Here is a 12,511-nt window from a genome sequence, read left to right on the forward strand (position 1 = left end):
GTTGACGGAGGGGAGAAGGGGGAGAGTGGGATGTGGACAACATTATCAAGATTTAGCCAATGCTAAAGTGATAAAATTTCCCAATCCCAACTTTCTGCTGGAGCGTAATTCTAGTGGTAACATTACAGATCAGAACAATTAGAACTAATAAAACTGCGTCACGAAGCTGACCGATTTTATGCTTTGTAAAGCCCAATCTGCTTTGTTACTCCGTTGGCGAGGGGATCATCTACCTGTTGCTTGACTACCCAACTCAGAACTATGAGATTGCACATATTTAATACAATTGCGCCCATTTAATTTAGCAGCATATAAGGCTTGATCAACTACTTGCAATAACTCATCTCTGGTTTTTCCATGATCAGGAAACACACCCACCCCACCCGAAACTGTCGAATATATTTCCTTACCTGCAAATTCCAATAGCACAGCTTGAAAAGATAATCGGATTTGTTCAGCGTGCTGGAACCCATTCTCTAACGTCATACCAGGTAAAGCCAAGACAAATTCCTCACCACCATAGCGGCACACGATCGCCTCAGGGTGACTATAGTAGCCAAGCAGGTTGGCAAATGCTTGAATTACGCGATCGCCAGCTTGATGACCGAATGTATCATTAATCTTTTTAAAATAATCGATATCCATGATAATCAAGACGACTGGTGCAGAATCCCGCGCTGCTTTTGTTAATTCTTTGGGGAATATGTCGTCAAAATAACGCCGATTAAATAAGCCTGTCAGTCCGTCCCGTATAGCTCGTTCTCGTAACTCAGCCTGTAAAGTTTCAATTTCGATTACCTGTTTTTGCAACCGTTCATTGGCCTGTCGCAGTTCTGATTCAGCTTGATAACGTTGGGTGATGTCACGCAAAACCAGCAGACGGCCTGTTAACCGTTTGCGCTCATCGTGTAATGGAGTAATTAACAGCTCTACATAACAAGGAGTTACCGCATCTATGAATATCTCCATCTTGAGGCTTTCATGAGCGTGATACATCTTGGCGATTTCTGGCCACTTTGCCAGAACTTGAGCCGGAGATTGGCCAATATGTTGCTCTTTCGCCCCAATTAGCCGTTTTGCCGCCGGATTAATGTCAATAATGCGGTTTTTGACATCCAGCACTAGCACACCGTCACTCATCATCTCAATTACTGTATCTCTCGCTATAGGTACGAGTTCTAATATCCGCAAGCGAAAAACACTCACAAAAGAGCATAGTCCCGTCAGCATAAAGCACATCGGCGTGATATTTAATCCGGGAGGAGTGAGGCGTAGCATATACAAGCTAGCTCCCAGTAGTGGTAAGGCTGCACCAACTAAAACGATGGTAGATTGTCGGCGATAGAGAACTGATGGTAGTAAGGCTTTGTGAATCAGCATGACTACGCCTGTAAGTGTGTAGACGTAAATGCAGGCCATAATCCAAAAAAAACCGAGACTGTGTTGATAAATCACAGCATGAGTTCCCTGAGGATCTGGCAAAAATCCAGACCAAACTAAACCATGCCATTCGTTTGTGGCTACCAAAACCACATTTAAAGTAGGAATAACCCATAGCAACGCTGTATTTCGAGGCGTTAAACAACGATTTTTGTTTGTCAACTGCATGACAAATATCAGGAAGAGTGTAATTACACTGCCAGATCCGACATACTCCAGCTTTGACCAAAATATTTTTTCTCGGATCGTAATTACGACTGCTTCCATTGCTGCAACTGTAGCGTAAAAAGCGATCGCCAACATCATCAAAATAAAAGGCTTGCTAGCTGGAGAAATTGAGCGCTGCTGCCAAGCTGCGAAGCCGACGATGGCTGATATGGTCGCAGTAATACTTAGAAAAACAAAGTAGACATTGTACTGAAAAAGCATGGTGATGCAGCATTCAAGAGCCTAACTCAACCTTATGAGATCAATTTGAGTTCATCATAGTGTCCGAGTCACCTTTCTTGAAAGCAGTGCTACACCCGCACTACCTCGCTTTACTCGTTGTGCGTGTCATTTGTCATTTGTCGTTTGTTGTTTGCCAGAGAATTAATCAACCGCACTAAGCAAGCTGTTAACCTACAATTACAACAGCAGCAGTTATGAGAATTGATCGAAACAATTTTGGTTTATAAATTTCCGCAAATGAGTCGAGAGGAGATCAAAGCAATGTTTGGCTTCAATGAGTTAAAGCAAACGCGAGTTTATCAAGAAGCGAGAGAAGAAGGTGAACAAGAAGCAAAATTAGCAGCTATACCTAGACTCTTAGCACTAGGCTTAACTGTGGAACAGATAGCACAAGCGTTAGATTTAGATGTTGCACAAGTCCAGCAAGTAGCAGAGCAAAAACACCCAAATCAATAGTAAAGCAATTTTGTATTCATGAATAATATCACTATCTCTAACCTTGATGATGACATTAAATCTCGTCTGCAAAAACGAGCAGAAAAACATGGTCGTTCTCTTGAAGAAGAAGCTAGAGAAATTCTGCATCAGGCTCTGCTAGAAAATCAGGAACATCCCTTAAACTTAGCTACTATGATTGAGCAGCGTTTTGCAGATTTGGGAGACTTTGAATTACCAGAAATTAAGAGAGAACCTATCCGCACAGTATCAACATTTGAAGAATGATTATTCTTGATACAAATGTATTGTCAGAATTAATGAAGCCTAAAAAATCTGAAATAGTTCGTGATTGGGCTGCTCAACAATCCTTAATGAGTCTGTTTACCACAACAATTACTCAAGCAGAGATTCTCTACGGTATCGCCCTACTCCCTGCGGGAAAACGGCGCGATGAACTCAGTCAAGCAGCACAGCTGATGTTCTCAGAAGACTTTGCTGGGCGTATTCTGCCCTTTGATCAAGTTGCTGCTGTAGCTTTCGCTAATATTGCCTCCCAAAGAAGGTACAATGGTATTCCTATTTCTCAACCCGATGCTCAAATTGCTGCTATTTGTCACACCCATATGGCAACCATAGCAACACGCAATGTCTCGGATTTTGAAGGGTGTGGTATTTCTATTATTAATCCTTGGGATTTTGCCAGGAAATAGAAGCTAAATGCTACAATCTGGAGCGAGCGATGCCTGCTAAGGTTCTCATATTTTTGTAACTTTAAGTGAAATGATTCTCTAACAAAGATGCGATCGCATCTGGATGGATTTTCTTATAGTGCTTTTTCCCAATTCGTACTACGCAGTTGGGGGCGCTGCTACAGCGTTTTTGGCAGCCTGTATGCTCGATGGTGACTTTGTCTGACAAACCGCGATCGCACAAAGTCTTTTCTAACTCTGATAATAAACCTTTACCACCCCGCTTCAAACAACCTGACTTTTGACAAACCATAATCTTGGCTTTGGTTTGGGGTGTCAGATTTTGATTTGGGCAAACATCAGTTGGTTTCACCCGATAAGCTTTAAATTTAATTTCACCTGTATGTGGATTTAACTTACTAATACCATCAACGCGAATTTGTTCACCTTGTACTAAAGATAAACTTAAATCAGCACGCAATTCTTTAGGAAGTTTAACTTGCACATCCCCAGAGGGAATTCCTAATCGCAAGTATTTAAATTTTCCTGCATCACCAACAAAACCCAAGAACTGTCCTTCAAGGTTCAATTCCGATATTGTCAGATATTTTTCGCCCATGTTTAGTCACTCAAAGGGGAATGGGGGCTGGGGATTAGGGATCGGGGATTGGGGAACTCGGGGCCCCCTCTGGGGATAAGGGGTAATGGGGATTGGGGACTGATTTATTTATCTTCTTCACTCCCTCACCTTCCTTATCTTCCTCATCTCCCTGCTCCCTTGCTTCTTTACGCGAGACGTTTAGCTTCTACAGTTTGGGGTAAATTTGCGGCATCTGGCAAATCACGAAATTCTAATTCCCAGCCATTTGCTAATGTTAGGATCTTCCCTTCATTCCCGTCTGTTTGTTTGACTACTTCTTCTTCCAGGTCTTTTTTAGCAACATATACAACTAAATTGCCGGCATCATTCATCCGTAGCATTACTTTCATGGGATTCCTCAACAAATTCTAGTTCTTTTTTGCGACAACCAATGACATACCCTGTATCTAAGAAATGCACGGCATAAATATAAAACTGCTGCAAATATGTACCTATACTTGCGACGTAGCCAATATCTCCCTTTTTAGCTAAAACAACTCCGATTTCTTTACCCGGAAATGTACCATCGTTTTTAACCAGCTTGCGGAGTCTGACTTTCTCGCCGATTTCAAAAGTGGGTGGCGAGTTAATCTCTATTTCATCAGGCATGAGAATACCTCTGTTCTCGTACTAAATTCAACAGTTCTTCTGTAGTCAGGCTGCGTTTTTTCTGGATTGATTGTTGGCGCACTGCATCTAAGACAGATTGGGTTTCTTGTGAGTCAAGAAAAATTCCGTGCTGTTCTAACACATTAGAGACTAAATGCCGTCCTGAATGTTTGCCAAGTACTAAACGACGTTCCCAACCCACTTCTTCTGGAGGAAATGGTTCGTAGGTAACGGGGTTTTGCAGCACGCCATGAGCATGAATCCCAGATTCGTGAGCGAAGGTATTTTCGCCAACAATTGCTTTCCAAGGTGGGACATTGCAACCTGATGCAGAAGCAACTAGTTGAGATAGTTCAAGTAACCGAGGAGTGTCAATTCCCAAATCAACGCCGTAGATGCGTTTGACAGCCATGACAACTTCTTCTAAAGCTGCATTTCCCGCTCTTTCGCCTAACCCGTTGACTGTGGTATTCACTGATGATGCTCCGGCTTTGATACCAGCAAGAGCATTGGCAGTTGCTAGCCCAAAATCGTTGTGGGTGTGAATTTCTAGGGGAATTCTCAAGGATGAAGCTAATCGCTTAACCTTGGTATAGGTAGTAAAAGGGTCAAGTACTCCTACCGTATCGCAGAATCGAAACCTTGATGCACCCCATTCTTGAGCATAAAGTGCTACGTCTAAGAGAAAGTTTTCATCAGCTCTTGAAGAATCTTCTCCTCCTACTGCTACCCAAAGACCATTATCAACAGCGAAGCTGACGCAGTCTTTGAGTTTTTGCAAACTTACTCGCCATTGGCCATGAAATTTAGCAGCTATTTGGATGCCAGAAACAGGAATAGCAATATGCACTCGCTCCAAACCACAGACGATAGAAGCTTTGATATCTGACATGACAGCGCGGTTCCAGCCTAGCAATTTGGCTTGCAAACCCAAGTTAGTAATTGCTGAGATGGCGCGGGTTTCTTCCTCACCCATAGCCGGAATGCCGACTTCTAATTCGGGAACACCAATGCTATCGAGAAATTTAGCGATCGCAACTTTCTCCTCTAAGGTAAAAGCAACACCAGCTGCTTGTTCGCCATCACGTAATGTAGTGTCATTAATTAGGATTTCATGCATTTCAAACATCTCTCTATGGGAATTATTCTTAACAGTTATCAAATTAACTGTTAACTGTTAACTGATTTAATATGCTTCCTTGATTGCATCCTTTGTTGGTTGCAATCCCTGGTAATGGTAAATGCTTATATAAGTTCTAAATGAGGATTGGTAAATGCTAAAGAATCTAATAACTCATGATTCTCGATTATTAATTATTATCCGATCTCTCACACCATATCTGTATGACAGAGAACCAAAAATTGGTATAATTTAATTGCTTATTTGTCATTGGGTATTTGGCATTTGGCATTAATTCTTTCTCCCGGTTGGTGAGCGCAGCCGAACCACATCTCCCCTATCTCCCTCACTCCCCCACTCCCGTTGCACTATCAACTAAAGTTGTTCTTCTAGCCAATCTAAAATTCGCTCAAGCTGCTGCAAATCAACTAAACCATACTGCCAGAGGAGCATCGATAAAGGCCCATTGTCGAACTCACGATGTCGCAGTGCCACAGAAATATCTGCTCTGGAAAGTTCAAGTTCATTATGCAAAAAATTGAGGAATTCTCTATCGCTGTTACGGACTACCATAATCAGTATTGGTCAGTTATCAGTTATCAGTTATCAGTGAACAGTTATCAGTCTGTTAACTGTTCACTGTTCATCGCGCCAGCAACGCTCCAGCCAGTCCACTAATTCGTGGCGAGAACCGAGAAGTTGCATAACTGTGCTACGGATCAGGACTGCTTCTAGTAAATTGTTCACCTGTACTCGCAAAGAACCATCAGTGTGACAGGAACAGTTAATCGTTAATTCTTGCAACCGGTGATAAATTCGCCAGCGATCGCTCAACGGTATCTGCAAAACTTGATCGCCTAAAGTGTCATTTGTCATTTGTCATGTGTCCTTTGTCCTTTGTCAAGAGTCAAGGGTTGACGGTGAGCGTAGTCGAATCGTCAAGTGTCAAGTGTCAAAAAAACTATAGACTCTGGACTTTGGACTCTGGACTGTTGACTCTTAACTCTTGTAGTTGATGTTCTAGTTGCTCAATGCGAGAGATTAAAGAGCGAATCACGGTTGCTTCGACATCGGGTAGTTTGCCATGTTCTAGGGGAGAAAGGCGATCGCTCTGATTCCTGGAAATAATTCGTCCGGGAATTCCTACCACAGTGGAATCTGTGGGGACATCCCGCAATACAACCGAGCCTGCACCAACACGGACGCGATCGCCAATTTGAATATTTCCCAAAACTTTCGCACCCGCTCCCACCACGACGTTATTACCTACAGTCGGATGGCGCTTACCACTTTCTTTCCCAGTCCCACCAAGAGTAACGCCCTGATAAATTAGCGTGTAGTCACCCACTATAGCAGTTTCGCCAATGACAACACCCATGCCGTGGTCAATAAATACTGACTTACCAATCTTTGCCCCTGGGTGAATTTCAATTCCTGTGAAAAATCGCCCTAAGTGAGAAATCAAGCGGGGGATGAATATCACTCCCCGACAGTGCAACCAGTGAGCCACACGATGCAAACAGATAGCGTGCAACCCAGGATAGCAAAACACCACCTCCAGCCAATTACGTGCTGCCGGATCGCGCTCAAAGATGATGCGAAAATCACTCAATAACGGCTCAAAAAAATCGCCCGAGAGTAAATTTTTCAGTAGGGGAGTATTTTTAGAATTCCGCTGCGGATTCTTGACACTGTCTAAAGTCTGTTGCATCGGTACTGTCTGGTGAAAAGAGCCATGTGTTATTTTTCTGCTTATATCAGGCAGCTCTCAACGGGACAGTAAATCTAATGTCGATTGGATTTATTGGATTGATTAAGATTGTACTCAAACCCTCCAACCCAGATTTAAGCTAAATTTAAAATTTGTCTTGGGGTAGGGGTGCTAGCTTTTTATAGTGGGGGTACTAGTATTTTTGGGGTAAGGGATAAAGCATTTGTGTACTCGCCACAAAACTCTTTATCTGTAAAGTTTTATCGCTATTTAGACCAGATATTTTGAGATATATTAAGTTGTACTCAGATGCTTATAAAATGAGGTAAACGGGGCGACAGATGGGATGTCTGTATATCCAGTCACGTTTCTTATCTTATAATTTTGCTAGGGAAAAAACGAATTTCTTTATTTTCTTTTAGTCTTTAGTTGTCTGTAAATTTGTATACTTTTTATAAATATGACGCTGGTGAAATAGCGATCGCAGTTATCGCTAGAGAATGCCCAGAAGAGGATGCGATCGCACATCTTAGAGTAAATTTCAGTAATAAAATTCTTGATTTCGTAGTGGTGGTGCGACACGACTAAAATAGTGCGTTAGACGTAGTGGCGTGTCTAGACTAAAATGTTGCAATAATATAAGTCCTATCCGCGTTCATCCGCGTTCATCCGCGTTTAATTCCATCCCAATATAATGCACAAATTTAGGCTTGCCACGCCAGTAGCCAGTAGGTTGGGTGAAGCGGAGCGCAACCCAACATTGATCAGGGCGTTGGGTTACGCAAAGCCTCAACCCAACCTTGTATCTTAGAAATAGTAGTAGACCGTCCCAACCTTGGTCAAAATAGACCGCTTTGTAGCATGGGTCACTACAACAATCTCTTTGACAGAACTCGAACAGTCGCCGGGGTCAAAACTTTAAATATTGAGATTTAAAGTATACAGTCCGTATCGGGCAAGGATGAGTGAAATCAAGGGGAGGAATCAAAAACTTCTTGACAAAGTAGTTGAGAGTAAAAAAATGGAAAACATTGCTCAATGGGTAGGCATTGATGTCAGTAAAGCTACTCTAGATGTTTATATCCGTCCAATGGGTAAAGCATTCTCTGTAGCAAACACAGAAGTAGAAATATCTCATTTAGTAGAGGAACTCAAATCCGCTAATTTAAATCTGATTGTATTGGAAGCAACAGGAGGGTTAGAAACAGAGCTAGTAATTCAATTACAAGCTGCATTTTTACCAGTTGCATTAATCAATCCACGCCAGGGGCGAGATTTTGCTAAAGCTACAGGAAAGCTTGCCAAAACTGATGCTATTGATGCCAAAATTTTGGCACATTTTGGGGAAGCAATGAAACCCCAAAGATTACCAATTGAATCAGAAACTGCGCGTCAATTGAGCGAATTAATTAGTCGGAGAAGACAATTAGTCGAAATGCAGACGGCAGAAAAAAATCGCCGTTCACGCGCTCGTGGAAAAGCATTGGCTGATATTGAAGCTCATATTGAATATCTTGAGCAACGTCTAAAACAACTCAATCAAGAAATTGAAGAATTGACGCAAAACAATCAACAATGGATTGATAAAATTAATTTACTCAAAACTACTCCAGGCATTGGCCAAGTAATTTCGACAACTCTGGTTTCGGATTTACCAGAACTGGGTAAGCTAACTGCCAAACAAATCTCGCGTCTAGTTGGCGTTGCACCAATTAATCATGATAGTGGGCAACACAAAGGTAAGCGTATGATTAATGGTGGTCGCGCCCATGTTCGTGCCACTCTTTATATGGGTGCTGTGGTTGCTATGCGTCATAATCCCGTAATCAAAGCTTTTTATGAACGTCTTGTTGAACGTGGTAAATCCAAAAAACTTGCTCTGACCGCTTGCGTTCATAAAATGTTAGTCATTTTAAATGCAATGGTTCGAGATAATTTGCCTTGGTGCATTTCTGATAACTTTCAACCAATTGTTAACGCGTAAGGCTTGCAAACGTTTTTATACTTTTTATTAGCCTTTGAGCGGATGGTATCGCATCTTTACTGATCCGATGTCTACGACGGGCTATTCGGCGTCGCAGCCATGCGAACAATTTTTCATGCTCTTTTTTGCCTCCACGGGAAGTCCAGCAACTGGGGAAGATTCGGTGGCGTAGCGGAGTGGCTGGTGCGGGCTGCAACTGTCTTGGCTACCAATGTAAAATCTCAATGCCCGTACCAGCCACCACCGAATCTAGCGCAGCGTTCCCCAGTTGCGTCAATGTTCACAGTCCCGGTTTTTTGTTAACTTTAGCCGAAGGCTTTGGCGAAGCCATCGCTTGACTTTTAAGACAGTCGCTACAATTTTATTGCATCATTTTAGCTGTGTCGTTCCACTACAAATACTGATAACTGATAACTGATAACTGATTTAAGAATCTTGCTTTCTTCTATCTGCTTGCTCAACACGCTGCCTAATCGCTGCTTCTGCAATGCGAATATTTTCCTCAATTGGCGTACCATCTTCAGTTGTCATTGGCCCATACCATGTTGCTTCCGAGTCAGGAGTGCGGCGGCTATACAATACCCGCAAAGGTTCGATATCTTCTCGGTGTGCAAGCGCATAAGCTATCAATTCTTTAGTAGTCATCGCTTCAAAGTTCGGTTGCATTGAAAAACCTCCAATTTCCATCAGGGGGTACAATGATTTGAATTTCCTCATTGACAAAAATAAACACTATTCTGGTTTGGTCGTCAAAGCGGAATAGCTCAATACTTCTATAAGTGTTAGACAGCATTTGGCAGACACGCACACAGGCTAAGGCTTGTTCGTTTGTCGGGTTTATCGTCTGTTCCTCAATTGTGACATAGATAATATAAACCTAGATGGCGACTGGCTTACAACCTGCTAGCTGCGAATAATTTAATTTATCTACTATTTTGCGATTTACCTGAGGAATAGGTTGTAGTTAAGCGATAATAAATGCATTTGCCTATAAAAGCACAGTCATGACTTGCTGCCTAAATCCAGCTTGCCACAACCCACCCCATTCTGAATCCACAACGTTTTGCTCTAACTGCCGATTTCCTTTGATAGTGCTGAGAAATCGCTATCGCCCAATTCAATTACTAGGAAGTGGGGGATTTGGGAAAACCTATTTAGCAGAAGATTTAGACAAGCTGAATGAATATTGTGTTATCAAGCAATTTGCGCCACGAGTACAGGGAACTGCGGCAATAAACAAAGCCACAGAACTATTTGAGCAAGAAGCAAGGCGACTGCAACAACTAGGAGAACATCCGCAGATTCCCACGCTGTTGGCGTATTTTGAAGAAGAAAATAATCTTTATTTAGTGCAGCAGTTTATCAACGGGCAGAATTTATTAGCTGAATTAAAACAACAGGGAACTTTCACCGCAGAAAAAATCAGGAAAGTTTTGCTTGATTTATTAAATATCCTGAAAACGGTTCATCAGCACAAAGTTATTCACCGCGATATCAAACCAGAAAATATCATTCGTCGCAGCACTGACGGCAAGTTAGTGTTGATAGATTTTGGGATTTCCAAGCAACTCACCATGACAGTTATCACTAACCCAGGAACAACAATTGGTTCCCCTGGTTATGCGCCATTAGAACAAATACAGGATGGTAAAGCTTATCCAGCGAGTGATTTATATAGTGTTGGTGCAACTTGCTTTCACTTCCTGAGTGGAATTCACCCTTGGATAATGTGGGAACAACAAGGTTATGGGTGGGTTTCTTCTTGGCGGGAGCATTTGCAACAACCACAAAGCAGCGAATTGGAGAAGATTCTTGATAAGTTACTGCAAAAAGATTATCAGCAACGTTACCAATCGGCTGAAGAAGTTTTACAGGATTTTAGTTCACTGTTACCATCACTTTCACCAGTACACTCAACTCAGGCAGTAGGTGTAAATCAATCACAATCATCATTCCCTGCTACATTACCCTATGAGCCTCAAACTGGAAAATCGCCAGCACCAGTAAAGCCAAAAGTAGCGCTACAAAAAGCATCTAGACAAAATACTAATTGGAGAACCAGATTCCTAGTAGGTGCTGCTATTACAATAGTTGGAACTCAAATCTATGGCTATGTTCGTTATGGCTTACTTCCAAGTAGTCCAATATTTTTAGTTAAGAGCTTTCCCAGCAGTTCTTTCCTAGAAAGAACCCTCACAGGTCATTCTAACAAGATTTGCTCCGTCGCCTTTAGCCCAGATGGCAACACCCTTGCCAGTGGTAGTTATGACAAAACCATCAAACTGTGGAATCTCGCAACAGGAGAACAAATTCGCACTCTCAAAGGGCATTCTGACACGATTTGCTCCGTCGTTTTCAGCCCAAATCGCATAACCCTTGTCAGTGGTAGTTATGACGAAACCATCAAACTGTGGAATCTCGCAACCGGAGAGCAAATCCGCACTCTGACTGGGTATTATAACTGGGGTATTTCCGTCGACTTTAGCCCAGATGGCAACACCCTTGCCAGTGGTAGTCGTGACAAAACCATCAAACTGTGGAATCTGGCAACCGGAGAGCAAATTCGCACTCTCACAGGGCATTCTGACGAGGTTATTTCCGTCGCCTTCAGCCCAGATGGCAAAACCCTTGTCAGTGGTAGTGGTGACAAGACCATCAAAATTTGGCGGCTAAAGTAGTGAGTGCTGAGTTCGCTGTTTTGAGTATTTAGCTGAAAACACAAAAAATAAGTAAAATTTACCAACAACACAGCATGATTAATCCTGATTATTCTCTGTCTCGACTCTTTGAGCGATGGAGATGTACTAGCAAGCGATCATCGCACAGGTAAAAAGTAAAATTGATCAACAACACAGGACTATTCATCCTGATGATTACTCTCTTGCTGGACTCTTTGAGCGTTAGCGGAGCTTAACGAAGTTATCGCTTCGGAGGCTATGCGAATATTTTCCTCTATTGGCGTTCCATCTGCTGTAACGAGTGGAGGCATAGTTTTCCATTTCAAACTGGGATGATGAAACAGCACACGCATAGCTTCCATATCATCACGGTGTTCTAATACATATTTTTTCAACTCAGGTACACTCATCTGTTCAAAGTTCGGTTTCATCTACAAACCTCCAAGGTTCATGAGAGGGTACGATAATTTGTATATCCTCACCTGCCAAAATATAGACATCTCCAGTTTTGTCATCAAATCTGAACAACCGGATGTCACGATAGCAGTTAGACAACATCTGACAAACTATTAAACAAGTTATAGCTTGCTGTGCATTGGGATATATAGTGTTTTCCTCAATTGTGACATAAATAATATTAAGCCTTACAGGGTTAAAAAATCTCGGTTAGCCCAAATTGCGACTTCCAGTCGTAGTGATGACAAGACTATCAAAATTTGGCGACTAAAGTAGTGTTAACGGTAGCTCGGCGT

The 12,511-nt window shown here is 42.2% G+C and carries 16 protein-coding genes and 1 pseudogene; 7 read left to right on the forward strand and 10 right to left on the reverse strand.

Annotation, left to right across the window (positions count from 1 at the left end; genetic code table 11):
• Positions 1-225: 225 nt before the first annotated feature.
• Positions 226-1,869, reverse strand: a complete 1,644-nt coding sequence (locus tag CAL7507_RS00235) for a histidine kinase N-terminal 7TM domain-containing protein (RefSeq protein WP_015126390.1) — start codon at positions 1,867-1,869, stop codon at positions 226-228.
• A 153-nt stretch (positions 1,870-2,022) separates the two neighbouring features.
• On the opposite strand from CAL7507_RS00235, the pseudogene CAL7507_RS30325 reads away from it, so the two are divergent.
• The 3 genes and pseudogenes from CAL7507_RS30325 to CAL7507_RS00250 all read left to right on the forward strand — a co-directional run.
• Positions 2,023-2,346: pseudogene (locus tag CAL7507_RS30325) on the forward strand (DUF2887 domain-containing protein); the annotation flags it as partial.
• Between the two features lie 18 nt (positions 2,347-2,364).
• On the forward strand, positions 2,365-2,613 hold the full coding sequence (locus tag CAL7507_RS00245) for a hypothetical protein (RefSeq protein ID WP_015126391.1): 249 nt from the start codon (positions 2,365-2,367) through the stop codon (positions 2,611-2,613).
• Positions 2,610-3,038 carry a type II toxin-antitoxin system VapC family toxin gene (locus CAL7507_RS00250; protein ID WP_015126392.1) on the forward strand — a complete coding sequence of 143 codons (429 nt, stop codon included), beginning with the start codon at positions 2,610-2,612 and terminating at the stop codon, positions 3,036-3,038. The genes CAL7507_RS00245 and CAL7507_RS00250 overlap by 4 nt, the downstream gene beginning before the upstream one ends.
• A 61-nt stretch (positions 3,039-3,099) precedes the next feature.
• Here the strand turns inward: CAL7507_RS00250 and CAL7507_RS00255 are convergent, their stop codons facing one another.
• The 7 genes from CAL7507_RS00255 to cysE form a co-directional block, all read right to left on the reverse strand.
• Positions 3,100-3,636, reverse strand: coding sequence for a (2Fe-2S) ferredoxin domain-containing protein (locus tag CAL7507_RS00255; protein ID WP_015126393.1), 537 nt, complete (start codon positions 3,634-3,636; stop codon positions 3,100-3,102).
• A 167-nt stretch (positions 3,637-3,803) separates the two neighbouring features.
• Positions 3,804-4,007 (reverse strand): putative nitrogen fixation protein NifT, encoded by a 204-nt coding sequence (gene nifT / locus CAL7507_RS00260; RefSeq protein WP_015126394.1) that lies wholly within the window; start codon positions 4,005-4,007, stop codon positions 3,804-3,806.
• The gene (locus tag CAL7507_RS00265; protein ID WP_015126395.1) at positions 3,982-4,266 is read right to left on the reverse strand and encodes a nitrogen fixation protein NifZ; all 285 of its coding nucleotides are present in this window, start codon (positions 4,264-4,266) and stop codon (positions 3,982-3,984) included. Before CAL7507_RS00265 ends, nifT begins: the two co-directional genes overlap by 26 nt.
• Complete coding sequence (gene nifV, locus CAL7507_RS00270) at positions 4,259-5,386, reverse strand: homocitrate synthase (RefSeq protein WP_015126396.1); 1,128 nt, start codon at positions 5,384-5,386, stop codon at positions 4,259-4,261. Before nifV ends, CAL7507_RS00265 begins: the two co-directional genes overlap by 8 nt.
• A 375-nt stretch (positions 5,387-5,761) precedes the next feature.
• Complete coding sequence (locus CAL7507_RS00275) at positions 5,762-5,959, reverse strand: DUF2949 domain-containing protein (RefSeq protein WP_015126398.1); 198 nt, start codon at positions 5,957-5,959, stop codon at positions 5,762-5,764.
• A gap of 63 nt (positions 5,960-6,022) precedes the next feature.
• Entirely contained in the window at positions 6,023-6,262 is a 240-nt protein-coding gene (locus tag CAL7507_RS00280; protein ID WP_015126399.1) for an Asr1405/Asl0597 family protein, read from the reverse strand.
• Positions 6,263-6,347: 85 nt separating this feature from the next.
• A complete protein-coding gene (gene cysE, locus CAL7507_RS00285; RefSeq protein WP_015126400.1) occupies positions 6,348-7,097 on the reverse strand; it encodes a serine O-acetyltransferase in 750 nt (249 codons plus the stop codon).
• A gap of 441 nt (positions 7,098-7,538) precedes the next feature.
• Between cysE and CAL7507_RS32105 the strand changes: the two genes are divergently transcribed.
• From CAL7507_RS32105 to CAL7507_RS32575, 3 genes are all read left to right on the forward strand, one after another.
• Positions 7,539-7,685: a hypothetical protein gene (locus CAL7507_RS32105; protein WP_160166295.1), complete on the forward strand. Its 147-nt coding sequence runs from the start codon at positions 7,539-7,541 to the stop codon at positions 7,683-7,685.
• Positions 7,686-8,118: 433 nt separating this feature from the next.
• Positions 8,119-9,081 (forward strand): IS110 family transposase, encoded by a 963-nt coding sequence (locus CAL7507_RS32570; RefSeq protein WP_042341687.1) that lies wholly within the window; start codon positions 8,119-8,121, stop codon positions 9,079-9,081.
• Positions 9,082-9,206: 125 nt separating this feature from the next.
• Positions 9,207-9,419: a hypothetical protein gene (locus tag CAL7507_RS32575; RefSeq protein WP_042341243.1), complete on the forward strand. Its 213-nt coding sequence runs from the start codon at positions 9,207-9,209 to the stop codon at positions 9,417-9,419.
• Positions 9,420-9,507: 88 nt separating this feature from the next.
• On the opposite strand, the gene CAL7507_RS00295 is transcribed toward CAL7507_RS32575, so the two are convergent.
• Entirely contained in the window at positions 9,508-9,747 is a 240-nt protein-coding gene (locus CAL7507_RS00295; protein ID WP_015126402.1) for a hypothetical protein, read from the reverse strand.
• 338 nt (positions 9,748-10,085) lie between these two features.
• Between CAL7507_RS00295 and CAL7507_RS00300 the strand changes: the two genes are divergently transcribed.
• Positions 10,086-11,759: a protein kinase gene (locus tag CAL7507_RS00300; protein ID WP_015126404.1), complete on the forward strand. Its 1,674-nt coding sequence runs from the start codon at positions 10,086-10,088 to the stop codon at positions 11,757-11,759.
• A 179-nt stretch (positions 11,760-11,938) separates the two neighbouring features.
• Here the strand turns inward: CAL7507_RS00300 and CAL7507_RS00305 are convergent, their stop codons facing one another.
• Positions 11,939-12,190 (reverse strand): hypothetical protein, encoded by a 252-nt coding sequence (locus tag CAL7507_RS00305; RefSeq protein ID WP_015126405.1) that lies wholly within the window; start codon positions 12,188-12,190, stop codon positions 11,939-11,941.
• Positions 12,191-12,511 lie beyond the last annotated feature (321 nt).

It is taken from the genome of Calothrix sp. PCC 7507, from assembly GCF_000316575.1.
Taxonomy (GTDB): domain Bacteria; phylum Cyanobacteriota; class Cyanobacteriia; order Cyanobacteriales; family Nostocaceae; genus Fortiea.

Coding starts and splice junctions, on each gene's coding strand:
- CAL7507_RS00235 (WP_015126390.1), bottom strand. CDS start 1,869: ATGCTTTTTCAGTACAATGTCTACTTTGTTTTTCTAAGTATTACTGCG.
- CAL7507_RS00245 (WP_015126391.1), top strand. CDS start 2,365: ATGAATAATATCACTATCTCTAACCTTGATGATGACATTAAATCTCGT.
- CAL7507_RS00250 (WP_015126392.1), top strand. CDS start 2,610: ATGATTATTCTTGATACAAATGTATTGTCAGAATTAATGAAGCCTAAA.
- CAL7507_RS00255 (WP_015126393.1), bottom strand. CDS start 3,636: ATGGGCGAAAAATATCTGACAATATCGGAATTGAACCTTGAAGGACAG.
- nifT (WP_015126394.1), bottom strand. CDS start 4,007: ATGAAAGTAATGCTACGGATGAATGATGCCGGCAATTTAGTTGTATAT.
- CAL7507_RS00265 (WP_015126395.1), bottom strand. CDS start 4,266: ATGCCTGATGAAATAGAGATTAACTCGCCACCCACTTTTGAAATCGGC.
- nifV (WP_015126396.1), bottom strand. CDS start 5,386: ATGCATGAAATCCTAATTAATGACACTACATTACGTGATGGCGAACAA.
- CAL7507_RS00275 (WP_015126398.1), bottom strand. CDS start 5,959: ATGGTAGTCCGTAACAGCGATAGAGAATTCCTCAATTTTTTGCATAAT.
- CAL7507_RS00280 (WP_015126399.1), bottom strand. CDS start 6,262: ATGACAAATGACACTTTAGGCGATCAAGTTTTGCAGATACCGTTGAGC.
- cysE (WP_015126400.1), bottom strand. CDS start 7,097: ATGCAACAGACTTTAGACAGTGTCAAGAATCCGCAGCGGAATTCTAAA.
- CAL7507_RS32570 (WP_042341687.1), top strand. CDS start 8,119: ATGGAAAACATTGCTCAATGGGTAGGCATTGATGTCAGTAAAGCTACT.
- CAL7507_RS00295 (WP_015126402.1), bottom strand. CDS start 9,747: ATGCAACCGAACTTTGAAGCGATGACTACTAAAGAATTGATAGCTTAT.
- CAL7507_RS00300 (WP_015126404.1), top strand. CDS start 10,086: ATGACTTGCTGCCTAAATCCAGCTTGCCACAACCCACCCCATTCTGAA.
- CAL7507_RS00305 (WP_015126405.1), bottom strand. CDS start 12,190: ATGAAACCGAACTTTGAACAGATGAGTGTACCTGAGTTGAAAAAATAT.